Origin of the sequence: Lampropedia hyalina DSM 16112 (assembly GCF_900129055.1) — a bacterium.
Taxonomy (GTDB): Bacteria; Pseudomonadota; Gammaproteobacteria; order Burkholderiales; family Burkholderiaceae_C; genus Lampropedia; species Lampropedia hyalina.
This window is the reverse complement of the sequence record NZ_FQUZ01000028.1, coordinates 19244-43727: the sequence shown is the minus strand read 5'-3', so window position 1 is coordinate 43727 and position 24484 is coordinate 19244. Positions and strand designations below refer to the sequence as shown.

Here is a 24484-nt window from a genome sequence, read left to right as displayed (position 1 = left end):
CCGAGCTTGTAAAGAACAACGCCGCCATCTTCGTGGGCGACGTGGCCAGCGCGAAGCTGGTCAAAACCGGGATGGCCAAGTCCACGCTGGACGCGGGCTGGTCGTCATTGAAAACCGCTTTGGAATACAAGTGCCATCAGGCCGGAGTGGTTTTTGAGGAAGTGAACGAAGCGTATTCAACCCAGACCTGTTCTGCGTGCGGCAGTCTGCCGCCGCAGAGGCCCAAAGGTATCGCAGGTCTTGGAATAAGAGAATGGACGTGCAGCGACTGCGGGGCGGCACACGAGCGCGACGTGAACGCAGCACGCAACATTCTCGCGGCAGGACATTGCCGTCTCGCAGGAGGAATCCCCTGCCTTTAGGCAGGGGAGGATGTCAATATCCAGTACCATCCAAAGGTTTGGCCGCACACCCTGCGGCCCGTCCAAGGCCATGCCGCCGCCGACCGTGCCGGAGCTGCCGCTCCCGGCCATGCCTTTTCATTCCAGAAGAATTACCTTTTATGCCCAATATCCCAACCACTGCCGATGCCATCAGTCCCCCTGAAGTGCGCCGTCAGGACTACGCACCGCCCGCCTGGTGGATCGATACGGTCGATCTCACGTTCGATCTCGACCCAGCCAAGACCCGCGTGCTCAACAAGATGCGCCTGCGCCGCAACCCCGATGTGCCCGTCCAGCCACTGCGGCTGGATGGCGACAGCCTGAATCTGGCGCGGGTGCTGGTCAATGGCCAGGGCGCGTCCTTCAAGCTGGAGGGCCAGCAACTGGTGCTGAGCCAGTTGCCCGAGGGCGACGAAGCCGTCGAGCTGGAAATCTTCACCACCTGCCAGCCCGAGAAGAACACCCTGCTCTCGGGCCTGTTCGTCAGCCAGGGCACGTTCTTCACCCAGTGTGAGGCCGAGGGCTTTCGCCGCATCACCTACTTCCTGGATCGCCCGGATGTGATGAGCATCTACAGCGTCACGCTGCGCGCCAGCAAGGCGGCCTATCCGGTGCTGCTGTCCAACGGCAACCTCGTCGAGCAAGGCGACCTGGACGATGGCCGCCACTTTGCCCGCTGGCACGACCCGTTCCGCAAGCCCAGCTACCTGTTCGCGCTGGTCGCAGGCACGCTGGTGGCGCGCGAGCAGGCCATCCGTGCGCGCAACGGCAAGGAGCATCTGCTGCAAGTGTATGTGCGCCCCGGCGACCTGGAAAAAACCGAACACGCCATGCAGTCGCTGATCGCCAGCATCGTCTGGGACGAAACGCGCTTTGGCCTGCCACTGGATCTGGACCGCTTCATGATCGTCGCCACCAGCGACTTCAACATGGGCGCGATGGAGAACAAGGGGCTGAACATCTTCAACACCAAGTTCGTGCTGGCCAGCCAGGCCACCGCCACCGACGTGGACTTTGCCAACGTCGAAAGCGTCGTTGGCCACGAATACTTCCACAACTGGACGGGCAACCGCATCACCTGCCGCGACTGGTTCCAGCTCTCGCTCAAGGAAGGGCTGACGGTGTTCCGCGACCAGGAATTCAGCATGGACATGGCCGGCAGTGCCAGTGCCCGCGCCGTCAAGCGCATCGAAGACGTGCGCCTGCTGCGCACCGTGCAGTTCGCCGAGGATGCCGGCCCGCAGGCTCACCCGGTACGCCCCGATGCCTACCAGGAAATCAACAACTTCTACACCGTCACCATCTACGAAAAAGGCGCGGAAGTGGTGCGCATGATGCACACGCTGGTCGGTGAGGCCGGGTTCCAGCGCGGCATGAAGCTCTACTTCGAGCGGCACGATGGCCAAGCAGTCACCTGCGACGACTTCGCCCAGGCCATTGCCGATGCCAACCCGGACAGCCCGCTGGCCCAGCATCTGGAGCCATTCAAACGCTGGTACAGCCAGGCTGGCACCCCGCACGTCCACGCCAGCGGCCACTACGACAGCGAGCAGCAAACCTACACCCTGCACCTGACGCAAAGCCTGACCGCCCCCCCCGGCCAGCCCGACAGGCAGGCGGCCGTCATCCCCGTCAAACTGGGGCTGTTGCAGGCCGACGGCCAGCCCGTGCCGCTGTGGCTGCAAACCGACGATGGCGAGCAGGACTGCGGCCACGAACATACGCTGGTGCTGCACCAGAGCGAGCAGCGCATCACCTTTGGCCGCATTCCCCAGCCGCCCGTGCCCTCGCTGCTGCGCAGCTTCAGCGCGCCGGTGGTACTGCACCAGTCGCTGGACGACGATGCACTGGAAACCCTGCTGCAACACGACAGCGACCCGTTCAACCGCTGGGAAGCCGGGCAGCAATGGGCACAGCGCGTCATGCTGGAAGCCATCCGCCAGCCCCATACCGAGGCCACCGATGCCCCCGCCCGCCTGCCCGAACGCCTGGTGGCCGCACTGCGCCAGATTCTGCGCGAGCCGCAACTCGATGCCGCCTTCAAAGACCTGGTGCTGACCCTGCCCAGCGAGAATTACCTGGCCGAGCAGCTCGACACCGTCGATCCCCAGCGCATCCACGCCGTGCGCCAGAGCCTGCAACAGCAACTAGCCCAGGCCCTGCACGACGACTGGCGCACCCTCTGGGAACAGCACCACGACACCGGCGCGTACCGCCCCGATGCCCACTCCAGCGGGCGGCGCGCGCTGGCGGGCAAGGCCCTGTTCATGCTGTGCCTGCACGCCAGCCACACGGGCGAGGGCATCTGGCCGGGCAAGGCCTACCAGCAGAGCAAGGATGCCAACAACATGACCGACCGCTTCAACGCCCTGCTGGCCCTGGTGCACACGCACCAGCCGCTGGCCGAAGCGGCACTGGCGCGTTTTCACCAGCAGTTCCATAACGAAGCCCTGGTGCTGGACAAGTGGTTCAGCCTGCAAGCCAGCGTCCCCGACCGGCAGGGCGACATCCTCCCCGCCGTGCAGCAGCTCATGCAGCACCCCGACTTCACGCTGAAGAACCCCAATCGCGCCCGCAGCCTGATCTTCACGCTGTGCAATGCCAATCCCGCCGCCTTCCACCGTGCCGACGGCGCGGGCTACCAGTTCTGGGCCGATCAGGTCATCGCCCTCAACGGCCTCAACGCCCAGGTGGCCGCGCGGCTGGCGCGTTCCCTCGATGCCTGGCGCAAACTGGCCGAGCCATACCGCAGCCACGCCAATGCCGCGCTGCAACGGGTGGCCAGCCAGAAAAACCTCAGCAAGGACGTGCGCGAAATCATCGAAAAAAGCCGCACCTGAACCCTTGGGAAGGTCTGCAAAACCCTTACCCTTTCCCCACCTTGTTTTACGAGCCACACCATGACGAAACCCATCTCCCTCACCCGCTACCTCATCGAACAGCAACGCCAGTACCAGCACATTCCCGACCAGTTGCGTCTGCTGCTGGAAGTCGTCGCACGCGCCTGCAAAGGCATCAGCCACGCCGTGAACAAAGGCGCGCTGGGCGGCGTGCTGGGCAGTGCGGGCAGTGAAAACGTGCAGGGCGAAGTCCAGAAAAAACTCGACATCATCGCCAACGACGTACTGATCGAGGCCAACGAGTGGGGCGGCCATCTGGCCGCGATGGCCAGCGAGGAAATGGAAGACATCTACACGGTTCCCAAGCGTTATCCACAGGGTGAATACCTGCTGGTGTTCGACCCTCTGGATGGCTCGTCCAACATCGATGTGAACGTCTCCATCGGCACCATCTTCAGCGTGCTGCAAAAGAACCACGACCACGCCGAAGTCACCGCCGACGACTTCCTGCAACCCGGCTCCCGGCAGGTGGCCGCAGGCTACTGCGTCTATGGCCCACAGACCACCCTGGTGCTCACGCTGGGCAATGGCGTGGCCATGTTCACGCTCGACCGCGAACAAGGCTCCTTCGTGCTCACCCAGGAAAACGTGCAGATTCCCGAAGACACCAAGGAATTCGCCATCAACATGAGCAACTACCGCCACTGGGACGAGCCGGTGAAACGCTACATCGACGAATGCCTGCAAGGCGCGCAAGGGCCACGCGGCAAGAACTTCAACATGCGCTGGATTGCCAGCATGGTGGCTGATGTGCACCGCATCATCACACGCGGCGGCATCTTCATGTACCCGTGGGACCAGCGCGAGCCGAACAAGCCCGGCAAGCTGCGCCTGCTCTACGAAGCCAACCCCATGAGCTGGCTGATCGAGCAGGCCGGTGGCGCAGCCACCAATGGCCGCCAGCGCATTCTGGACGTACAGCCACAGTCGCTGCACGAGCGCGTCAGCGTGGTGCTGGGTTCCAGAAACGAAGTCGAGCGCGTCACCCGCTACCACCTGGAAGCCACACCAACCGAATCCCGTTGATGCAGCCACAGTGCTGGCTGCGTTCACAGCATCATTCGTGAACTTACCCCATACCGTCATTGCGGCGAAGACTCCAAGCACCCAACGCCGTCATGCCGGACTTGATCCGGCATCCAGTGACGACGCTTGCAAAAACACCTTGCTTGCCAATGGCTTGCGTTGCGACTGGATGCCGGATCAGGTCCGGCATGACGTAGCGGGCGGGGGGTCAAGAGCATTTGAAATGGCCACCTTGGCAGCCCCCTCCCAACATTCCGAACCACCGTGGACCTTGAGCCGCAATGACCGTCGTTTGAAACCCTGCCGCCCTGCCTGCCGAAGCGGCACTCTGTTGCGAAGACTGCCGCATCAATCACTTGAAGGTCTTTTCCCGTGGTTTCCCACAATCTTATCCACAGACCCTGTGGATGACTTTCTGCCCACGTTGCCATGACTGCCCCCACCCCTTCCCATGTGCTGCTGGCCGTGGCAGTCGATGCACCGTTTCACAGCGGCATCGGGCATTTGCTCAGCTACACCTGGGGCGAAGCCCTGCCCGCCGGAACACTGGTGCGCGTGCCGCTGGGCCAGAAGGAAGTGCTGGGCATCGTCTGGGACAGCACGCCGCCCCCCTTGCCCGATGGCGACAAAACCGTGACCCTGCGCCCGCTGCACAGTGTGTTGAAGGGCATTGCCCCGCTGGGCACGCACTGGCTGCGGCTGGTGGAATTTGCCGCCCGCTACTACCAGCGCAGTCTGGGCGAAGTGGCCCTAGCGGCACTGCCGCCCACACTGCGCAGCCTCAGTCAGGAACAGATCGACCGCCGCCTGCGTCGCCTTCGGGCACAGCCTGCCCCCGTGCCCCCAACCGCTGATGGCCACAACAGCCCTGCCCTCGCACTGATGCCCCAGCAGCAGCAGGCCGTGGCGCAGATCGTCGAGTCCAGCGAGCAGGGCTGCTTCGTGCTGCACGGGGCCACCGGCAGCGGCAAGACCGAAGTCTTCATGCAGTGCGCCCAGCAGGTGCTGCAACACGACGAACAAGCGCAGGTGCTGGTGCTGGTGCCCGAAATCAACCTCACCCCGCAACTGCAAGCCACACTGCAAGCACGCTTCGCCCCGCTGCTGGGCGCGGACTGCGTCGCCAGCCTGCACAGCGGCCTCACCCCGGCCCAGCGGCTGGCGCACTGGCTGGCCATCCACCAGGGGCGCGCGCGGCTGGTACTGGGCACGCGCATGGCCATCTTCGCCAGCATCCCGCACCTGCGCCTGCTGGTGGTCGATGAAGAACACGACAGCAGCTACAAGCAGCAGGAAGGCGCGCGCTACCATGCGCGCGATCTGGCCGTCTGGCGCGGTCGGCAGGAAGAGGCCAGCGTCATCCTCGCCTCGGCCACGCCCTCGCTGGAGAGCTGGCACAACAGCCGCCCGCCCGGCACACTGGGGCCAGAGGATGCCGGTGGCCACTACCGGCGGCTGTCCATGCCGGTGCGCGTGGGCGAAGGCACACTCGCGCAACTGCGCATCGTCGATATGCGCCAGCAGCCGCGCAACCCCATCCTCGCACCCGTGGTCGTGCAAGCCATCGGCCAACGCCTGCAACAGGGCGAGCAGTGCATGGTGCTCATCAACCGGCGCGGCTACGCACCCGTGCTCCAGTGCCAGAACTGCGGCTGGAAAAGCGACTGCCCGCACTGCTCCGCCCACCAGGTGCTGCACCTGAGCGACCGCAGTCTGCGCTGCCACCACTGCGGCTTTGCCACCCCCGCGCCACGTCACTGCCCCGACTGCCACAGCCCCGACCTCGCCCCCATAGGCCGGGGCACGGAACAGGTGCAGCAGGCCGTGCAGGACGAACTCGCCCGCCTGAGCCTGCCCCACGGCAGACCGCCCGTGGTCTTGCGCATGGATGCCGACTCCACCCGCCACAAGGGCGCGCTGGAAACGCAACTGGCGCGCATCCACGCGGGCGAGGTCGATGTCATCGTCGGCACGCAAATGATCGCCAAAGGGCACGACTTTCGCCGCATCGGGCTGGTGGCCGTCATCCAGCCCGATGGCGCGCTGTACGCTGCCGACTTCCGCGCCCCCGAACGCCTGTTCGCGCTGCTCATGCAGGCCGCCGGACGCGCCGGACGCGATGCCGCCTTCGCGCAGGAACAGCCCAGCCCGCCCGAACTCTGGCTGCAAACCCACGAACCCGAGCACCCGCTGTACCGCGCGCTGCACCGGCACGACTTCACCGCATTTGCCACGCAACAACTGCTGGAACGCCAGCAGGCCGACCTGCCCCCCTTCTGCCACCAGGCCCTGCTGCGCGCCGATGCACGCACCCAGGAAGGCGCGCAGACCTTCCTGCAAACCGTGGTGCAACAGGTACATGAGCAACCGTTGCCGGGGGCCGCGCACGTCACCCTTTACCCACCCGTGCCGCTGGCAATCCAGCGCGTGGCCAACGTCGAGCGCGCGCAGATGCTGCTGGAAAGCCACTCCCGTGCCGCGCTGCAACAATTCCTGCGCGCCCTGCAACCCCTGCTGCACGCCAGCCGCCAGCGCGAACACGGCCTGATCCGCTGGCTGGTGGACGTGGACCCTCTCGCCATCTGACCCTCCCAAACACAAGCCCATGACCCCTACCCCGCGCCGCCGCACCCGTGCCACACCCAGCCCCGCCACCGCCCTGCAAGAGCTGGGACTGCCGCCCGATCTGTCGGTCGAACTGCTCCAGGCCCTGCACATCCTCACCCGCGAAGGCAGCCTGAACCAGGACTCGCGCCGCAAGCTCAAGCAGGTGCTGCACCTGATCCGCTTCATCGAACCGCTGATTGCCGAAGCCGCCCGCAATGACCGCGCACCCGTGCTGGTCGATCACGGCGCGGGCAAATCCTACCTGGGCTTCATGCTGGCCGACATGGTGCTGCGCCCGCTGGGGCGTGGGCGCGTCATCGGCGTGGAGTTTCGCGCCAAACTCGTGGAACAGTCGCGTGCGCTAGCCACCCGCTTCGGCTTCGACAACATGGAATTTCTCGCGCTGGCTGTGGCCGAATCCGGCCAGCACGATACCGTGCCCGATGGCGTGGACATCGTCACCGCGCTGCACGCCTGCGACACCGCCACCGACGATGCGATTGCCTTCGGCCTGCAAAAACATGCCGCTGCCATGGTGCTCGTGCCCTGCTGCCAGGCCGAAGTGGCCGCCTGCCTGCGTGCCAGCAAGGCTCTGAACCTCTCGCGCACCCCACTGTCCGAACTGTGGCGACACCCGCTGCACACCCGCGAACTGGGCAGTCACCTCACCAACGTGCTGCGCTGCCTGTATCTGGAATCGCAGGGCTACCAAGTCACCGTCACCGAGCTGATCGGCTGGGAGCACAGCATGAAAAACGAACTCATCGTCGCACGCCAAACCGGCCAGAAAAAACACAGTGCCGCCCAACGCCTGCAAGCCATCCTCACCGAAATGGGACTGGAGCAGGCACTGGCACACCGTTTCCCGCTGAACTGAACCGCCGCTGCACTGCGGCCCCGCATCCCGCGCTTCAGGTCACGGGCGTGAGAGCCTTGCCTTCTGTGAAGAAAGCCACCAGGTTGTCCACCGCCAGATTCGCCATGGCCAGCCGGGTGGAAGCGGTGGCACTGGCCACATGCGGGGTCAGCACCACGTTGTCCAGCTCCAGCAGCGGTGCGGCAATGGCTGGTTCATTCTCGAACACGTCCAGCCCGGCTGCGGCAATGCGCCTTTGCCGCAGGGCCTCGGCCAGTGCCACATCGTCCACGATGCCCCCGCGTGCGATGTTCACCAGCGTGGCGGTGGGTTTCATCAGCGCGATTTGCTCTGCACCAATCAGGTGGTGGGCCGCTGGCGTATAGGGCAGTACCAGCACCACATGGTCGGCATGGCGCAATACGTCTTCCTTGGTGGGGGCGTACTGTGCCTGCAAGCCCGCTTCGGTGGCAGCATCGAGGCGGCTGCGGTTGTGGTAGATGAGCTTCATGCCAAAGCCCAGCACTCCCCGGCGGGCAATCGCCTGCCCGATGCGCCCCATGCCGATGATGCCCAGCGTCGTGCCATGCACATCCTGCCCCAGCAGGGTGTCGTAACGCCATTCCTTCCAACGCCCGGCACGCAGATAGTGTTCGGCTTCGGTGATGCGCCGGGCGGTGGCCAGCAGCAGGGCAAAGCCGAAATCGGCCGTGGTTTCGGTGAGCACTCCGGGCGCGTTCGTGCCGACCACACCGGCTGCCCGCATGGCCGGCAGATCGAAGTTGTTGAAGCCCACCGACATATTGGCGGCAATCTTCAGCCGGGGAGCCTGCGCCAGCACCTCCGCATGGATGGCCTGGGAGCCGGAGAGCAAGGATCCATCCTTGTCGGCCAGCAACTGCCGGAAGGTGGCCGGACTCAGCGGATAGTGCGGATGTTCCGCATCCACTTCAAAATGCTGGCGCAAACGCTCCAGCACGGACGGGAACACCGAAGTGGCGACAAGGATACGGGGACGGGATGAAGTGGGCATCGGTCAGAAGGGCTGGAAAAGTCGATGGCGCACACACTACCAGCCCCCGGCAAGACCTGCAACAGGCCACCTGCGCCCGTATTCCGCCCGCGAGGGAAGGTATGCAAAACCCGTTGCGCCGCCCGCATCCCGCCACTGGGCGCATCGCCGCGTTGGCTTTTGTGGTCAATAGCCCCGCTATTGACCACAAAAGCCGCCTTGCGCTGCATCCCATTGGCGGGCGCGGGCTTACCGCAAGAGTTTTGCATACCTTCCCTAGGTTACAGCAGTTTCAGTTTCACGGCTTCGGCCCGCAGTTCGCCCCGGAAGTCCGGGTGGGCAATGGCAATCAGGGCTTCGCATCGCTGTTTGGCGGTCTTGCCGCGCAACTGCGCCACGCCGTATTCGGTGACGACATAATCCACGTCGTTCTTGCCGGTGGTGACATGGGTGCCGGGGGTGAGCGTGGGCACGATGCGCGAGATGGTGTCGTTCTTCGCGGTGGAGGGCAGCACGATGAATGCCTTGCCCCCTTCGGAGCGGTTGGCGGCACGCACAAAGTCCGCCTGCCCACCAGTGCCGGAATAGGGCCGGTGCCCCAGGCTTTCGGAACCGCACTGGCCGATGAAGTCGATCTGCATGGTGGCGTTGATGGCATGGAGCTTGTCGTTGGCTCCGGCGAGGAATGGGTCGTTGGTGGTGTCCACCGGGTGCATTTCCACTGCCGGGTTGCGGTGGATGTAGTCGTAGAGTTTTTTCGATCCCAGCGCGAAGGTGGCCATGATCTTGCCCCGGTGGCAGTTCTTGCGCTGGCCGGTGACCACACCCGCCTCCACCAGCGAGAGAATGCCGTCGCCCACCATCTCGGTGTGAATACCCAGATCCTGCTTGTCCACCAGCTGCATGACCACGGCATCGGGAATGCCGCCATAGCCGATTTGCAGGGTCGCGCCATCGGGGATCATCTCGGCCACATAGCCGCCGATGGCCTTCTGCACCGGGCCGATGGCGGGCAGGCCCACTTCGGTGATGGCATCACTGCTTTCGCACAGAGCCGTGACCTGCGAAATATGCACCAGGCAGTTGCCATTCGCAAACGGTACATTCGGATTGACTTCCAGCACCACGGCGCGGGCTTTCTCGATGGCGGCCATCGTGTAGTCGGGGGCCAGCGAGAGTGAAAAATAGCCGTGCTCATCCATGGGCGACGCAATGCTGAACACCACGTCCGTGGGCATATGGCCCCGGCGCATCATTTGCGGGATTTCCGAAAAGTAGGCGGGGCGGTAGTCGATCCAGCCCTCGTGTCCACCGGGGCGGGTCGCACCGCTGAAGAAGTAGGCGGTATGGCGCACATGTTCCAGCGTGTCCGGGTCGATGTAGCCATACTTGCGCACCGGCAGAATCTGCGAGACCTGCACGCCCTGAAAATCGCGCCGCGCCTCGGACAATGCAGTCAGCAGCGCAGGAGGCTCCCCTACGGCGGTGGGCACCACGATGGTGTCACCGTTGCGCACAGCGCGGATGGCATCGCTGGCAGAGCGGCACTTGCTGGCGTACTGGCTATGGAATGCGTTCATGATTTTGTCTCCTTGTTTTTATGGATGGTTTGCAATAAACAACCCATCATTGTGGTGAAAGACAGGCCACCCGACCACCCGGTTTTTCCCCTGCTCGACAGCAGGACAAGGCGTGGTCTGGAGCCAGAAACAGCCACTTACTCTGCGGCAATGGCGCGGCCAATCACCAGCCGCTGGATGTCGTTCGCGCCTTCGTAGATTTGCGAGATGCGCACGTCGCGGTAGTAGCGTTCGACCGGAAAATCGCGCACATAGCCGTAGCCGCCATGAATCTGGATGGCATCGGAGCAGACTTTCTCGGCCACTTCCGACGCGAACATCTTGGCCATCGAAGCTTCCTTCAGGCAGGGCAGCCCGGCATCCTTGAGGGTGGCGGCACGCCAGACCATCAGCCGTGCGGCATCGAGTTGCGTGGCCATGTCCGCCAGCCGGAACGAGACGGCCTGGTGCTCGATGATGGGCACACCAAAGGTGACGCGCTCCTTGGCATAGCGCACGGCGGCTTCGTAGGCCGCGCGTGCCATGCCCACCGATTGCGCGGCAATGCCGATGCGCCCGGCCTCCAGGTTGGCCAAAGCGATCTTGTAGCCTTCACCCTCGGCCCCGATCAGGCAAGAGGCGGGCACGCGGCAGTTCTCGAAGCGGATTTCTGCGGTATCGGAAGCGTGCTGGCCCATTTTTTCTTCCAGCCGCGCCACCACATAACCGGGGGTGTCGGTGGGCACGAGAAAGCAGGAGATGCCTTTCTTGCCCGCTGCCTTGTCGGTAACAGCAAAGACAATCGCCACGGCCGCGTACTTGCCGGTGGTAATGAATTGCTTGACCCCGTTGAGCACAAAATGATCGCCATCGCGCTCGGCACGGGTGCGGATGGCAGCGGCATCGGAGCCGGTATGCGGCTCGGTCAGGCAGAAGCAGCCCAGCTTTTCGCCGCGTGCCAGCGATGGGAGCCAGTGCTCCTTCTGCTCTGGCGTGCCATAGCGGTGGATGATGCCGCAGGGCAGCGAGTTCTGCACGCTGACGATGGTGGAGGTGGCCCCATCCCCGGCGGCAATTTCTTCCAGGGCCAGCACCAGCGAGAGGTAGTCCAGCCCTGCCCCGCCCCATTCCTCGGGCACGACCATGCCCAGTGCGCCAAGCTCACCCAGACCGCGCAGGGCTTGGGCGGGGAAGGTGTGGTGCCGATCCCAGTCGGCGGCATGGGGTGCGATCTGCTCCTGTACGAATGCGCGGATGGAATCGCGCACCATTTGATGCTCTTGCGTCAAGATCATGATGAGTCTCTCCTGATGTATTACGGAAGGTCTGCAAAACCCATTGCGCCGCCCGCATCCCGCCACTGGGCGCGGGTTTACCGCAAGGGTTTTGCAGGCCTTCCTAGCGGTTCAAAGCAGTTCCACGGCCAGTGCCGTGGCCTCGCCGCCGCCGATGCAAAGGCTGGCCACACCGCGCTTGAGGCCGTGCTGGCGCAAGGCTCCCAGCAGCGTGACCACGATGCGCGCGCCCGATGCACCAATCGGATGTCCCAGCGCACATGCCCCGCCGTGGATGTTGATTTTTTCCACTGGAATGGCCAGATCGCGCGCAGCGGCCATCGGCACGACGGCAAAGGCTTCATTGAGTTCGTACAAGTCCACGCTGTCGGTGCTCCAGCCCACCTTGGCGAGCAGTTTCTGCACCGCGCCCACCGGAGCCGTGGGGAACAGCGCGGGCAAGTCGGCATGGTTGGCGTGGCCGACGATGCGTGCCAGCGGCTGCACGCCCATTTTTTCTGCCTGGGAGGCGCGCATCAGCACCAGCGCGGCCGCCCCATCGGAAATGGACGACGAATTGGCCGCCGTCACCGTACCATCCTTGCGGAAGGCGGGGCGCAGCGTGGCAATCTTGTCGATGTTCACGGCAAACGGGCCTTCGTCCTTGCTCACCACCACCTCACCCTTGCGCCCCGCCACCGTGACGGGGGTGATCTCCCAGTCGAAGCGGCCCTCGTTGTTGGCGGCCTGTCCGCGTGTGGTGGAGAGAATCGCAAACTCGTCCTGCTGCTGGCGGGTGAAGCCATAGCTGCTGGCGCAATCTTCGGCGAATGTGCCCATCAGACGGCCTCGGGTTTCGGGGGCGTAGGCATCTTCCAGCCCGTCCATGAACATGTGGTCGATCACCTGGGAATGCCCCAGCCGCAGGCCAGCACGCACCTTGGGCAGCAGATAGGGTGCGTTCGTCATCGACTCCATGCCGCCCGCCACGCTGACCGCATGCGAACCGGCGACCAGTCCATCGTGCGCCAGCATGATGGTCTTCATGGCCGAGCCGCAAACCTTGTGCACCGTGGTACACCCCGCCGACAGCGGCAGCCCCGCCTGCAAGGCCGCCTGCCGTGCCGGAGCCTGTCCCTGCCCGGCCTGCAACACACAGCCCATCAGCACTTCCTCGACGGATTCGGCGGGTAGGCCAGTGCGTTCGATGGCCGCCCGAATCGCCAGCGCGCCCAGATTGGCCGCCGTCAGGCTGGAAAACGCTCCCTGAAACACCCCCATCGGGGTACGCACGGCAGAAACAATCACCACAGGATCAGCAGACATGAAAAAATCTCCAGTCAGAACAGGAAAAAAACAGGCGCAGTCCACCGCCCCGGCAGGCATGGCCGGGAACGGACTGGCAGAAAAAACGGAAAGAGTGAGAGAAGGTTGAGCGTTACTTGGCCGCCATGCGGATGGAGCCATCCAGGCGGATCACCTCGCCATTGAGGTAGCGGTTGCCGATGATGTGCTCCACCAGTGCGGCGTACTCGGCAGGCTTGCCCAGGCGCGAGGGGAAGGGCACCATCTGGCCCAGCGCGTCCTGCACCTCCTGCGGCATGCCCATCAGCATGGGCGTTTCCATGATGCCGGGGGCAATCACCATGACGCGGATGCCACTGCGCGCCAGTTCACGCGCCACCGGCAGGGTCAAGGCGACAATGCCGCCCTTGGATGCCGCATAGCCCGCCTGCCCGATCTGGCCATCGAAGGCCGCCACCGAAGCCGTATTGATGATGATGCCGCGCTCGCCGTCTTCCAGCGCGTCCTGCAGGGCAATGGCTTCGGCGGCCAGGCGCAACATATTGAAACTGCCCACCAGATTGATCTGGATGGTACGGGCAAAGCCGTCCAGGCTGTGCGCCCCATTGCGCCCGACCACCTTCTCGGCCGGGGCCACGCCCGCACAATTGACCAGACCGCGCAACTCGCCCAGTTCTGCCGCTGCGGCAAAAGCCGCACGGGCACTGTCGTCCTGCGTGACATCGGTGGGCACAAAACGGGCCTGGCTGCCCAGTTCAGCGGCCACGGCTGTGCCAGCGGCCTCGTTCACATCGGCCAGCAGCACCTTGCCCCCGCGCTGCACCAGCGCACGCGCCGTGGCCGCACCCAGGCCAGAGCCACCACCTGTTACCACGAACACCTTGTCTTCGATCTGCATGAACATGTCTCCTGTGTGTCAGTTTTGGTATATGAAAGAATATAGACCTGCATCGTCATCAAGGCCATGCCCCAAACGCTCAAGCTGGCTGCCCGAATCGGCCAGTGCCTCCAGAAAACCATGAACCACCGCTCACTCCAGCAAACCGAAAAAGGCACCATTGCCATTGCCTTCGTGCGCGAGGCACTGGCGTGCATTCACGCACGCGGGCTGGATGCCGACGCACTGCTGCACCGCGCTGGCATTGCCCCTGCCCTGCTGCACCAGCCCCATGCGCGGGTCACGTCCCAGCACTACGGTGCCCTGTGGCATGGCATTGCCCAGGCCATTGACGATGAATTCTTCGGCATGGACAGCCACCGCATGAAAGTGGGCAGTTTCACGCTGATGTGCCACGCCCTGATTCACAGCCCCACACTGGAGCGCGCCCTGCTGCGCGCCATCCGCTTTATGCGCGTGGTGCTGGACGATCTGCATGGCGAACTGGTGCGCGAGGGCAGCACCGCCCGCATCGTGCTGCACGACAGCCCCCATGCAGCCAGCCCGAAACGCGCATTTGCCTACGGCACCTGGCTGATGATGCTGCACGGCCTCGCCTGCTGGCTGGTGGGGCGGCGCATTCCACTGGAACGCGCCGACTTCCGCTGCGCCGAACCGGATTTCAGTGCCGAATGGCGCGTGCTGTTCTCGCCGGAACTGCACTTCGACCAAGCCGTCTGCGGCATCCGGTTTGCCAGCCGCTATCTGGACATGCCGAACCTCCAAAACGAGGCGCGCATGAAAGCCTTTCTGCGCGAGGCCCCGGCCAACTTCCTGGTCAAGTACCGCAACAGCGACGGCCTGACCGCACGCATCCGCAGGCGACTGCGCAAAAGCAGCCCGGCGAACTGGCCGGACATGGCGGCACTGGCACGGCAGTTCCACCTGTCGGAAGCGACTCTGCGCCGCCGACTGGAAGCCGAAGGCCAGTCCTACCGCCAGATCATCGCCGACCTGCGCAAGGACATGGCCATCTCACTGCTGGCCGACCCCCGCCTGAGCATCGCCGACGTGGCCAGCCAGAGCGGCTTTGCCGAAACCAGCGCGTTCTACCGGGCCTTTCGCAAATGGACAGGTGCCTGTCCAGGGGATTACCGGGGCAAAGTTTCCGGGCACCAGCGGTTGGTATAAGTTTGAGATTTAGGGATTGCGATCACGCTTATCGGCAACCACTCATCCAAATAATGTACCCCATGAAATCACCGACAGAAATATTACTCACCGCTTCAGCAACCGAAAAAATTCGCCAGTTGTTAAAAATTGGCCTGACATTTCTTGTGCTGATTTTTCTATTCTTTTTACTATTGAATCCAAACCTCCCCGCTCGCCACGACGACGTTCTGTCAGCACACCAGGCAGAGGTATCGAGCCATCCATTCCGAGTAGGACGCGGACGTTACAAGACACTCGAATTTGATATAGGAGACGCTGATTAATTCGCCCGAGCCTGCGCGCCTTGTATCGGGAGGCTACATCTGGGCATTCCACACGGATCATTCCGCATAACTCATTGGCAGGCCCATATCGCCTGCCCTGTAGTTCAGGGCAATCGGGTGAAGGCTACCCTTCTCGTGCATAAGGTTATGAACGCATGATTTCGTGTCTGACGAATTTTTAGGAACTCAGGAGCGTTCGGTAGCGCTTGGTGGATTGGGTAGGCCTTTTGAAATCAAGGGCTCGCCAAACAATACGGTCTGCTGAGCGTTCCTATTGTTCATCGAGATCTGAAAAATTCGGGGGTAGCGTTGGGGGTACTCGTGTTCAACCGTGGGGGTACTTTTCCCCGCAGTGAAGTCCAACGATGCCCGAGAATCTACTCACCGACGCCAAGGTCAGGTCGGCCAAACCGACTGATCGAGATTGGAAACTTTCAGACGGCGGGGGCTTGTTCCTGCTGGTCAAGCCCACCGGCGGCAAGCTCTGGCGGTGGAAGTACCGCCTGCAAGGCAAGGAGAACCTCTTTGCCATTGGCGGCTTTCCTCAAGTAAGTCTTGCGGAGGCGCGCGCGGTTCGAGAGAAAGCGCGTGCCTTGGTCAAGCAAGGCATCCACCCTGCGCATGAGCGGCAGCAGGTCAAGCAGCGCAACCTGGAGGCGCTGGAGGAACGCAAGCGCGCTCGTGAAAGCTCGTTCGCCAAGGTAGCGCAGGCGTACCTGGCCGAGATCAAGCCTGTTTTTGCGCTCAGTTCCTACCGCACCAAAGAGTCCCGTATCAGGAAGTACCTGTCGCCCAAGTTCGATGGGATGCCGATGAGCGATATTGGGGTCAAACAGATTCGTCCGTTGCTGGAGGAGTGCAAGGCCCACGGCGCGTGGGCGGCCATCCATGTCAAAGGCGATCTTTCAGCCATCTTCGAATTCGCGGTGGTGCGGGGTCTGGTCGAGGCAAATCCAATTCCCAGCCTGCGCGGGCTGCTACGCGTGCCGTTCAGCGAGAGCAAGGCGGCGATGACGCGAGAGCAAATCCAGAAGTTCTATCAGGAGTTGCGCGGCTACCGGGGCTATCCGGAAACTTCGTTGTGCCTGCGGCTGATTGCGCTGACCGCCTGCCGTCCAGGGGAAGCGGCGGATGCCGAGTGGGAGGAGTTCGACTTTGAGGATGCACTGTGGCGTCGGCCAGCGGCGAAGATGAAAGCGCGGCGTGACCATGTCAGCCCGTTGTCTACGCAGGCCATAGCGGTGCTGAAAGACTTGCAGCGCATCACGAGTGGCGGGCGCTATTTGTTCCCACACCGGAGCGGCAAGGGTTTCACCACACCAAACCGGCTGACCTATGCCATGCGCGACATGAACCTGGGCCGGGGCACGACGCCGCATTGCTGGCGGACGACCTTTTCGACCTGGGCCAATGAGAACGGATACCGGCCTGATGCAATTGAGCGGCAGCTTGCTCACGTGGAAAGCAACAAGGTGCGGGCCACGTACAACAAGGCGTTGCTGCTGGATCAGAGGAGGACGCTGTTGCAGGACTGGGCGGATTATCTGAGTGCTGCGGAGGGAAGCGGAACGGGATAGGGAATAGTTGGCTGGGTGTTGCAGAACCAATGGACAGGGCGGCCTTTTCCTTTTCTTGATAGGGCCGTTGTCCCTTGAGTGCCGTTCCCTTGCCATTTGCCTTTGCCCAAGGCTGGGCGCTAGAAATGGGGTAAACAATGGATTGAATGGGGTAATTTTGATTTAATTGCCCCTTTTTTGAGATTCATGTCGCTCATTTCTTTCCTGGTCGCCTATGCCAGCCCCTCACGACCGGTCCAATGCTCAGGAAATGGGGTAATCAAACACCAGTAATGAGGTATTTTTAGAGACAATGCCCCATTTAATAGCTATAATTACCCCATTTACACAGCCCAGGCTTACATTTCCATGCACTCGCTCACACCCGAGTACCTTGCCGCGCTTCGCTTCGATGGCACCCAGGCCGCCACGTTGCGCACACTGGGCGAGTACCAGGGCAAGCAGCAACTCTACGCCGCGCAGTCGCCCGAAGCCCTCAAGGGCCTGCGCCAGATCGCGGTGGTGGAGTCCACCGAGTCATCCAACCGGCTGGAAGGTGTTGTCGTCGCACCCTCGCGGTTGAAGTCTCTGGTCATCCGCAACGCAACGCCAAAGAGCCGCTCCGAACAGGAGATCGCCGGCTACCGTGATGCTCTGGCACTGATCCACGAGTCCGCCGCGCACATGCCCTTCAGCGAGGGTGTTGTGCTGCAATTACATACCCTGCTGTACCGCTACATGCCGCAGGCGGGCGGGCGCTGGAAGGCTACGAACAACGACATCATCGAGCGTCACCCAGACGGCACTTCACGCCTGCGCTTCCAGCCGGTGGCTGCGCATCTCACGCCGATGGCCATGGCTGATCTGGCCGGGCGCTACGCCACCGCTCTGGACCAGCATCTGGCCGACCCTCTGGTGTTGGCACCGCTGGCGATGCTCGACTTCCTGTGCATCCACCCGTTTCCCGACGGCAACGGCCGCATGTCCCGCTTGCTGACCTTGCTGTTGCTCTATCACTTCGACTATGCCGTGGGCCGCTACATCAGCTTGGAACGCATCTTCGAGGACACCAAGGAAGGCTATTACGAGACACTGGAAGCCAGCTCGCAGGGATGGCACCAGGGGCAGCACGACGTTAAGCCCTGGCTCGACTACTTCTGGAGTGCCTTGCTGCGGGCCTACCGTGAGTTCGAGGAGCGTGTCGGCACCATCGAGCGTGGCCGTGGAAGTAAAGGCGATCGAGTGCGTGCGGAAGTCCTGGGGCGCACTCTGCCGTTTTCGATTTCCGAGATCGAAGAAGCTTGCCCGGGCGTGAGCCGGGACATGGTTCGACTAGTGCTGCGGGCGATGAAATCAGAGGGGTTGATCGAATCGACTGGCAAGGGGCGAGGTGCGAAATGGATCAGGCGAGCGTAAGGGGAGCACGATGGAACTGATTGACAACATCAGCCGCTTATTGGGTGATGACCTCAAGCAAGTCATTCGGCCAGGGGCACGGCTGCAGATCGGAGCCTTGTGCTTCGACCGGCCCCGAAACAGCCCAAAAATCAGGGGACAAAGAAGTGAGTGACCAGTTTTTCAACCAGCCAATCCTCAATTCGCCTTACGGCTACCCGTCGCGGCACTGGGAGCTGGACGACAGCGGACAACCTACGCAGCAAATCGTCGAGTCACGCCGAGCGTCCAGCTTCATCAGTCCGATTCCAAAGCCCCGCCGGCACCGCGGCGAGCAGGCTACTCTGGCGCTGGATGAAGTCGAGAACCTGGCCGACGACGGGCAGCGTTACCGCCACTCTGAACTGATCAATTCGGTGCGGCGCGAGGTCGATGCGTGGCGTCGCTTGCCGCCGACGCAGTGGCGTGTCACCCCCGAAACGGCCCGTCTGCTGGAGCACTGGCGCAACCACAAGTTCGCTGGGGTGCGCCCCTTCTTCTGCCAGGTAGAAGCGGCCGAAACCGCGATCTGGCTGACCGAGGTCGTCCCGCAGCTCGGCAAAAGTGGGGAACGCTTTCTCGATCACCTGAAGAAAGTCAGCAACGATGCCAACCCCGGCCTGATGCGCCTGGCGCTGAAGCTGGCCACCGGTGCTGGCAAGACCACGGTTATGGCCATGCTCATCGCTTGGCAGACGGTCAATGCCGTGCGTCATCCGCAGAGCAAGAAATTCACCAGAGGCTTCCTGCTGGTCGCTCCAGGCCTGACCATCAAGGATCGTTTGCGTGTGCTGCTGCCCAACGATGCGGACAGCTACTACGCCAGCCGCGAGATCGTGCCTCGCGACATGTTGGCGGATTTGGACAAGGCCAAGATCGTCATCACCAACTACCACGCCTTCAAATTGCGCGAGCGCATGGAGTTGTCCAAGGGAGGCCGTCGCTTGCTGCAAGGCCGTACCGGCAGCGAGCTGGACACGCTGGAAACTGAGGGCCAGATGCTCCAGCGAGTCATGCCGGAATTGATGGCACTGAAGAACATCCTCGCCATCAACGACGAGGCGCATCATTGCTATCGAGAGAAGCCCGCTTCCGACGACGACTTCATCGACGACAAGGGTAACCCCCTGACCGGTGATGACCTCAAGGCGGCTAAGGAACACGTCAAGGACGAGAACGAAGCCGCGCGCCTGTGGATTTCCGGTTTGGAGGCCGTCAACCGCAAACTGGGCTTGCAACAGGTGATCGACCTGTCGGCCACGCCGTTCTTCCTAGCCGGTTCTGGCTACGTGGAAGGTACGCTGTTTCCCTGGACGATGAGCGACTTCTCGCTGATGGACGCCATCGAATGCGGCATCGTCAAATTGCCGCGCGTGCCGGTGGCCGACAACATCCCTGGCGCGGAAATGCCCATCTACCGCGAGCTCTGGAAGCACATCGGCAAAAAGATGCCGAAGAAGGGGCGGGGCAAGAACGCCCAGCTCGATCCGCTGGCTATCCCGGTGGAATTACAGACCGCGCTGGAAGCCTTGTACGGCCACTATCTCAAAACCTACGAGGCGTGGAAGCAGGCAGGCATCAATGTTCCGCCATGTTTCATCGTGGTGTGCAACAACACTGCAACTTCCAAGCTGGTGTTTGATTACATCTCCGGCTTCGAGCGCACGAATGAAGATGGCTCCGTCACGCCCGTGGAGGGGCGTCTGCAACTGTTCCGCAACTTCGACGAGCACGGCAACCCGTTGGCGCGTCCGAAAACCTTGCTGATCGACAGCGAGCAACTCGAATCCGGCGAGGCGCTGGACGATAACTTCCGAGGCATGGCTGCGGACGAAATCGAACGCTTCAAGCGTGAGATCATCGAGCGCACCGGCGATCGCCGCCAGGCTGAGAACCTGAGTGACAGCGAATTACTGCGTGAGGTGATGAACACCGTTGGCAAACATGGCCGTTTGGGAGAGCAAATCCGCTGTGTGGTGTCGGTGTCCATGCTCACGGAAGGTTGGGATGCCAATACCGTTACCCACATTCTCGGTGTGCGCGCGTTCGGCACTCAACTGCTGTGCGAACAGGTGATCGGCCGTGCCCTGCGTCGTCAGTCCTATGAATTGAACGAGCAAGGCCTCTTCGACGTAGAGTATGCCGACGTATTCGGCATTCCCTTCGACTTCACGGCCAAGCCTGTCGTTGTCACGCCGCCTAAGCCCCGTGAAACCGTCACAGTCAAAGCACTGCGTCCGGAACGCGACCATCTGGAAATCCGGTTCCCGCGCGTGCAGGGCTATCGCGTCGAGCTGCCAGAAGAACAACTCGAAGCCGAATTCAACGACGATCACCACCTCAGTCTGACGCCTGATATGGTCGGTGCGACCAAGACCCACAACGCCGGCATCATCGGTGAAGCGGTGGAACTGGACATCAAGCATCTGGGAGACGTGCGCCAGTCCACCCTGCTGATGGAGCTGACCAAGCACTTGTTGTTCGGGCATTGGCGCGATCAAGGCCAGGATGCGCCAATTGCCTTGTTTGGCCAGATCAAACGCATCGTGCGCCAGTGGCTGGATGAATGCCTGGAATGCAAGGGCGGAACCTATCCGGCGCAATTGATGTACCGCGAGCTGGCGGACATGGCCTGCCAACGCATTACCAAGGGCATCACCGCGAAGGAGCTGGAAAAGGGCCGGCAGGTCAAGGCCATCCTCGACCCCTTCAACGCAACTGGCAGCACCGCGCATGTGCGCTTCAACACCTCGCGCGAAGAACGCTGGGAAACCCTTGGCGTGGACAACCAGCCGAAGAACCACGTCAATTGGGTCATCCTGGACAGTGGCTGGGAGAGTGAATTCTGCCGCGTCGCCGAGTCCCACCCCAAGGTGCTGGCCTACACCAAGAACCACAACCTCGGGCTGGAAGTGCCCTACCGCTTCGGCTCGGCCAACCGCATCTACATTCCGGACTTCATCGTGCAAGTGGACGATGGTCACGGCAAGAACGACCCGCTGAACCTGATCGTCGAGATCAAGGGCTACCGGCGCGAGGACGCGAAGGAGAAGAAGTCCACCATGGACACCTACTGGATTCCCGGCGTGAACCACCTCGGCACGCACGGCCGCTGGGCCTTTGCCGAGTTCGGCGATGTGTACGAAATGCAGGAAGACTTTGCCAAAGAGGTCGAAGCAAAGTTCAACCAAATGATTGAATCGGCTGTGCCCGCGCCGGGAAACAAGGAACACTGAGATGGCAACGAAGAAAACACAGATGCCCGGCAAGAGTATCGAACAGATCACGCATACCGAGGCCAAACGCAAGAACATCCCGACCGTGGAACACCAGTCGGTGATGCAGCAGCACGAGCAGGACCCGGTGAAGGTGGCCTACCCGCGCGCCAACCGACAATGGCTGGAAGAACTGTGCGCCCTGCACGACGCGGGCAAGGCATCCACGGAATTCCAGCAGCGGCTGAACCGCGACCTCGACCCACAGCTCATCTGGCGCGGCAAGGACCAGCAGGATTGGTCCGATCTGGTCGTCAATGCGCCGCCACTCTACATCCAGGAAAAGGTCAAACCCAAGGCGCTGATCGACGATCTGCGCCGCCAGACCGAAGAACGCCGCGAAGCCGCTGCGCCGCAACAGGACATGCTGGACCTGTTCGGGGACTTCAATGGCCTGCCCGAGGGCGCAGACCGCACCGAGTTCTACCAGCACGAAGGCCACTGGCAGAACCGCTTCATCCTGGGCGACAGCCTGCAGGTGATGGCCAGCCTGGCCGAGCGCGAGGGGCTGCGCGGCAAGGTGCAGTGCATCTATTTCGATCCGCCCTACGGCATCAAATTCAACAGCAACTTCCAGTGGTCAACCACCAGCCGCGACGTGAAGGACGGCAACGCGGAGCACATCACCCGTGAGCCGGAGCAGGTGAAGGCTTTTCGGGATACGTGGCGCGATGGCATACATTCCTACCTTACCTATCTGCGCGACCGGCTGACGGTGGCGCGGGATTTGTTGACGGAATCCGGCTCGATCTTTGTGCAGATCGGGGATGAGAACGTGCATCGGGTGCGAGCGGTGATGGAGGAGGTTTTTGGCGCGACGAACTTCATCAGCCAGATCTCGGTTCAGACCACAACCGGCTTCAAGACCAACTACATCGGCAATATCGCAGACTACGTTCTCTGGTTCGCAAAGGACAAGTCGAGGGGCAAGGCACGCTCACCGATGTTCCCGAAAGCGTTCGAGCTTGGTGAAGGCAACGCCAGATGGCTCTTGTTTGAGGACTTTACCTATCGCGGCGTATCTGCGGCGGAGAAGCGTGGCGAAGCCACCGTTCCGAAAAATGCGCTGCCATACAAACCAGACAACATCATTTCGCAAGGCCGGGCGAAAGAACCTCAGCCCTTCACGTTTCGCGGCAAGACCTACGATTCGTGGAGCAAGAACTCGCATTGGAAAGCGTCGTATCCAATCGGCATGGATCGCCTTGCAAAGGCAGGTCGCATCCATGTCGCTGAAAACTCGATCCAGTATGTCCGGTTTCATACGGACTTCGCGGTCGGCGTTCACGGAAACGTTTGGACTGACACTGGCTCTGGGAGCTTTACTGACGACAAGGTCTATGTAGTCCAAACAAACACCAAAGTAATCGAGCGTTGTCTGCTGATGGCAACAGATCCAGGCGATCTCGTGCTCGACCCCACCTGCGGCTCCGGCACCACCGCTTACGTCGCGGAACAGTGGGGGCGCCGCTGGATCACGATCGACACCTCGCGTGTATCGCTCGCTCTGGCCCGCGCCCGCATCATGGGCGCGCGTTATTCATACTACCTGCTGGCCGATTCCTGCGAAGGCCAGTTGAAGGAAGCCGAGATCTCCCGCAGTGCGCCTTCCAACCGGCCCGCTTACGGCGACATCCGGCAAGGTTTCATCTACGAGCGCGTGCCGCACATTATGTTGGAAACCATCGCCAACAACGCCGAAATCGACGTTATCTGGGACAAGTTCCAGACTGTGCTGGAACCGTTGCGCGAAGCGCTGAACAAGACACTTGGCAAGCAGTGGCAGGAATGGGAAATCCCGCGCGAAGCCGATGCAAAGTGGAGCGACGAAGCCAAGAAGCTGCATGCCGATTGGTGGCAGCAACGCATCGCCCGCCAAAAGGAAATCGACGCCTCCATCGCTGCCAAGGCCGAGTTCGAGTACCTCTACGACAAACCGTATGAGGACAAGAAGCGCGTGCGCGTGGCCGGCCCCTTCACTGTGGAATCGCTGTCGCCGCATCGCGTGCTGGGCGTGGACGAGGAAGACAACCTGATCGACCACGTGGCCGAGACCCAAGCAGAGTACGGCCAGGACTTCGCCAGCCTGATCCTGGCCAATCTGCGCACCGCAGGCGTGCAGCAGGCGCACAAGGCTGACAAGATCGAATTCACCTCATTGGAGCCGTGGCCTGGCGACTTGATCTGCGCCGAAGGCCGCTATCTGGAAAACGGGCAGGTAAAGCGTGCCGGTATCCTGGTCGGCCCGGAATTCGGTACCGTCACCCGCGCTGACCTGGTCGATGCTGCCCGCGAAGTCGGCGACGCCAACTTCGATGTGCTCATCGCTTGTGCCTTCAATTATGACGCGCCGGCCACCGAATTCAGCAAGCTGGGCCGCATAAACGTGCTCAAGGCGCGCATGAACGCCGATCTGCACATGGCCGAAGACCTGAAGAACACAGGCAAGGGCAACCTGTTCGTGATCTTCGGCGAGCCTGATGTGGACGTGCTGGACACACAAGGCCGCAGCATCCGCCGATACGACGGCAAGCGCGACATTATCGACGTACCCGCCGACGGACAACTGGTGGTCAAGATCAACGGCGTGGACGTGTTTCATCCCAGCACTGGCGAAGTCCGCAGCGACGGCGCGGACGGCATTGCCTGCTGGTTCCTGGACACCGACTACAACGAGGAATCCTTCTTCGTCCGCCATGCCTACTTCCTCGGTGCGAACGACCCGTACAAGGCTCTGAAGACTACCCTCAAAGCTGAAATCGACCCCGACGCTTGGGCAACGCTCAACTCCGACACCTCGCGCCCGTTCCCGAAGCCCAGCACCGGGCGGTTTGCGGTGAAGGTCATCAATCATCTGGGCGATGAGGTGATGAAAGTATTCAAGGTGAGCTGAAGGCAGCGAACATTTTCGATAAGGATTACGC

General features: G+C 62.2%; 16 protein-coding genes. 11 read left to right on the top strand and 5 right to left on the bottom strand.

All coding sequences use genetic code 11. The features are described 5' to 3' along the window. The 5 genes from BUE21_RS11105 to BUE21_RS11085 form a co-directional block, all read left to right on the top strand. The coding region (locus BUE21_RS11105) for an RNA-guided endonuclease InsQ/TnpB family protein (protein WP_143164507.1) at nucleotides 1-362 on the top strand (362 nt) is incomplete at its 5' end. Nucleotides 363-502: 140 nt separating this feature from the next. Next, entirely contained in the window at nucleotides 503-3223 is a 2721-nt protein-coding gene (pepN, locus tag BUE21_RS11100) for an aminopeptidase N (RefSeq protein WP_073356733.1), read from the top strand. Between the two features lie 60 nt (nucleotides 3224-3283). Continuing rightward, nucleotides 3284-4309 carry a class 1 fructose-bisphosphatase gene (locus tag BUE21_RS11095; RefSeq protein ID WP_073356732.1) on the top strand — a complete coding sequence of 342 codons (1026 nt, stop codon included), beginning with the start codon at nucleotides 3284-3286 and terminating at the stop codon, nucleotides 4307-4309. A gap of 429 nt (nucleotides 4310-4738) precedes the next feature. Next, nucleotides 4739-6895 carry a replication restart helicase PriA gene (gene priA / locus BUE21_RS11090; RefSeq protein WP_073356731.1) on the top strand — a complete coding sequence of 719 codons (2157 nt, stop codon included), beginning with the start codon at nucleotides 4739-4741 and terminating at the stop codon, nucleotides 6893-6895. A 19-nt stretch (nucleotides 6896-6914) separates the two neighbouring features. Continuing rightward, nucleotides 6915-7793: a class I SAM-dependent methyltransferase gene (locus BUE21_RS11085; RefSeq protein WP_073356730.1), complete on the top strand. Its 879-nt coding sequence runs from the start codon at nucleotides 6915-6917 to the stop codon at nucleotides 7791-7793. A 34-nt stretch (nucleotides 7794-7827) separates the two neighbouring features. Here BUE21_RS11085 and BUE21_RS11080 read toward each other — a convergent pair whose 3' ends face one another. From BUE21_RS11080 to BUE21_RS11060, 5 genes are all read right to left on the bottom strand, one after another. Then, nucleotides 7828-8805, bottom strand: coding sequence for a 2-hydroxyacid dehydrogenase (locus BUE21_RS11080; RefSeq protein ID WP_073356729.1), 978 nt, complete (start codon nucleotides 8803-8805; stop codon nucleotides 7828-7830). A gap of 260 nt (nucleotides 8806-9065) precedes the next feature. Continuing rightward, nucleotides 9066-10364, bottom strand: coding sequence for an acetyl-CoA hydrolase/transferase family protein (locus BUE21_RS11075; protein ID WP_073356728.1), 1299 nt, complete (start codon nucleotides 10362-10364; stop codon nucleotides 9066-9068). Nucleotides 10365-10501: 137 nt separating this feature from the next. After that, nucleotides 10502-11638 carry an acyl-CoA dehydrogenase gene (locus BUE21_RS11070; RefSeq protein ID WP_073356727.1) on the bottom strand — a complete coding sequence of 379 codons (1137 nt, stop codon included), beginning with the start codon at nucleotides 11636-11638 and terminating at the stop codon, nucleotides 10502-10504. Between the two features lie 111 nt (nucleotides 11639-11749). Continuing rightward, nucleotides 11750-12943, bottom strand: a complete 1194-nt coding sequence (locus BUE21_RS11065; protein ID WP_073356739.1) for an acetyl-CoA C-acyltransferase — start codon at nucleotides 12941-12943, stop codon at nucleotides 11750-11752. Between the two features lie 112 nt (nucleotides 12944-13055). Next, nucleotides 13056-13820 (bottom strand): SDR family NAD(P)-dependent oxidoreductase, encoded by a 765-nt coding sequence (locus BUE21_RS11060; protein WP_073356738.1) that lies wholly within the window; start codon nucleotides 13818-13820, stop codon nucleotides 13056-13058. Nucleotides 13821-13940: 120 nt separating this feature from the next. Here BUE21_RS11060 and BUE21_RS11055 point away from each other — a divergent pair, with 120 nt between their 5' ends. From BUE21_RS11055 to BUE21_RS11030, 6 genes are all read left to right on the top strand, one after another. Further along, nucleotides 13941-14990 carry an AraC family transcriptional regulator gene (locus BUE21_RS11055; RefSeq protein ID WP_073356737.1) on the top strand — a complete coding sequence of 350 codons (1050 nt, stop codon included), beginning with the start codon at nucleotides 13941-13943 and terminating at the stop codon, nucleotides 14988-14990. A gap of 62 nt (nucleotides 14991-15052) precedes the next feature. Further along, nucleotides 15053-15295, top strand: a complete 243-nt coding sequence (locus tag BUE21_RS14545; RefSeq protein ID WP_143164506.1) for a hypothetical protein — start codon at nucleotides 15053-15055, stop codon at nucleotides 15293-15295. A gap of 365 nt (nucleotides 15296-15660) precedes the next feature. Further along, nucleotides 15661-16872: a tyrosine-type recombinase/integrase gene (locus BUE21_RS11050; protein WP_073356726.1), complete on the top strand. Its 1212-nt coding sequence runs from the start codon at nucleotides 15661-15663 to the stop codon at nucleotides 16870-16872. A gap of 348 nt (nucleotides 16873-17220) precedes the next feature. After that, the gene (locus BUE21_RS11045) at nucleotides 17221-18267 is read left to right on the top strand and encodes a Fic family protein (protein WP_073356725.1); all 1047 of its coding nucleotides are present in this window, start codon (nucleotides 17221-17223) and stop codon (nucleotides 18265-18267) included. Nucleotides 18268-18413: 146 nt separating this feature from the next. Continuing rightward, entirely contained in the window at nucleotides 18414-21521 is a 3108-nt protein-coding gene (locus BUE21_RS11035) for a BPTD_3080 family restriction endonuclease (protein WP_143164505.1), read from the top strand. Between the two features lies 1 nt (nucleotide 21522). Then, a complete protein-coding gene (locus BUE21_RS11030; protein ID WP_073356723.1) occupies nucleotides 21523-24453 on the top strand; it encodes a site-specific DNA-methyltransferase in 2931 nt (976 codons plus the stop codon). The last annotated feature ends 31 nt before the right edge of the window (nucleotides 24454-24484 follow it).

Excerpts from the sequence above, each read along its gene's own strand:
- pepN (WP_073356733.1), top strand. The coding sequence starts at position 503 with ATGCCCAATATCCCAACCACTGCCGATGCCATCAGTCCCCCTGAAGTG.
- BUE21_RS11095 (WP_073356732.1), top strand. The coding sequence starts at position 3,284 with ATGACGAAACCCATCTCCCTCACCCGCTACCTCATCGAACAGCAACGC.
- priA (WP_073356731.1), top strand. The coding sequence starts at position 4,739 with ATGACTGCCCCCACCCCTTCCCATGTGCTGCTGGCCGTGGCAGTCGAT.
- BUE21_RS11085 (WP_073356730.1), top strand. The coding sequence starts at position 6,915 with ATGACCCCTACCCCGCGCCGCCGCACCCGTGCCACACCCAGCCCCGCC.
- BUE21_RS11080 (WP_073356729.1), bottom strand. The coding sequence starts at position 8,805 with ATGCCCACTTCATCCCGTCCCCGTATCCTTGTCGCCACTTCGGTGTTC.
- BUE21_RS11075 (WP_073356728.1), bottom strand. The coding sequence starts at position 10,364 with ATGAACGCATTCCATAGCCAGTACGCCAGCAAGTGCCGCTCTGCCAGC.
- BUE21_RS11070 (WP_073356727.1), bottom strand. The coding sequence starts at position 11,638 with ATGATCTTGACGCAAGAGCATCAAATGGTGCGCGATTCCATCCGCGCA.
- BUE21_RS11065 (WP_073356739.1), bottom strand. The coding sequence starts at position 12,943 with ATGTCTGCTGATCCTGTGGTGATTGTTTCTGCCGTGCGTACCCCGATG.
- BUE21_RS11060 (WP_073356738.1), bottom strand. The coding sequence starts at position 13,820 with ATGCAGATCGAAGACAAGGTGTTCGTGGTAACAGGTGGTGGCTCTGGC.
- BUE21_RS11055 (WP_073356737.1), top strand. The coding sequence starts at position 13,941 with ATGAACCACCGCTCACTCCAGCAAACCGAAAAAGGCACCATTGCCATT.
- BUE21_RS14545 (WP_143164506.1), top strand. The coding sequence starts at position 15,053 with ATGAAATCACCGACAGAAATATTACTCACCGCTTCAGCAACCGAAAAA.
- BUE21_RS11050 (WP_073356726.1), top strand. The coding sequence starts at position 15,661 with ATGCCCGAGAATCTACTCACCGACGCCAAGGTCAGGTCGGCCAAACCG.
- BUE21_RS11045 (WP_073356725.1), top strand. The coding sequence starts at position 17,221 with ATGCACTCGCTCACACCCGAGTACCTTGCCGCGCTTCGCTTCGATGGC.
- BUE21_RS11030 (WP_073356723.1), top strand. The coding sequence starts at position 21,523 with ATGGCAACGAAGAAAACACAGATGCCCGGCAAGAGTATCGAACAGATC.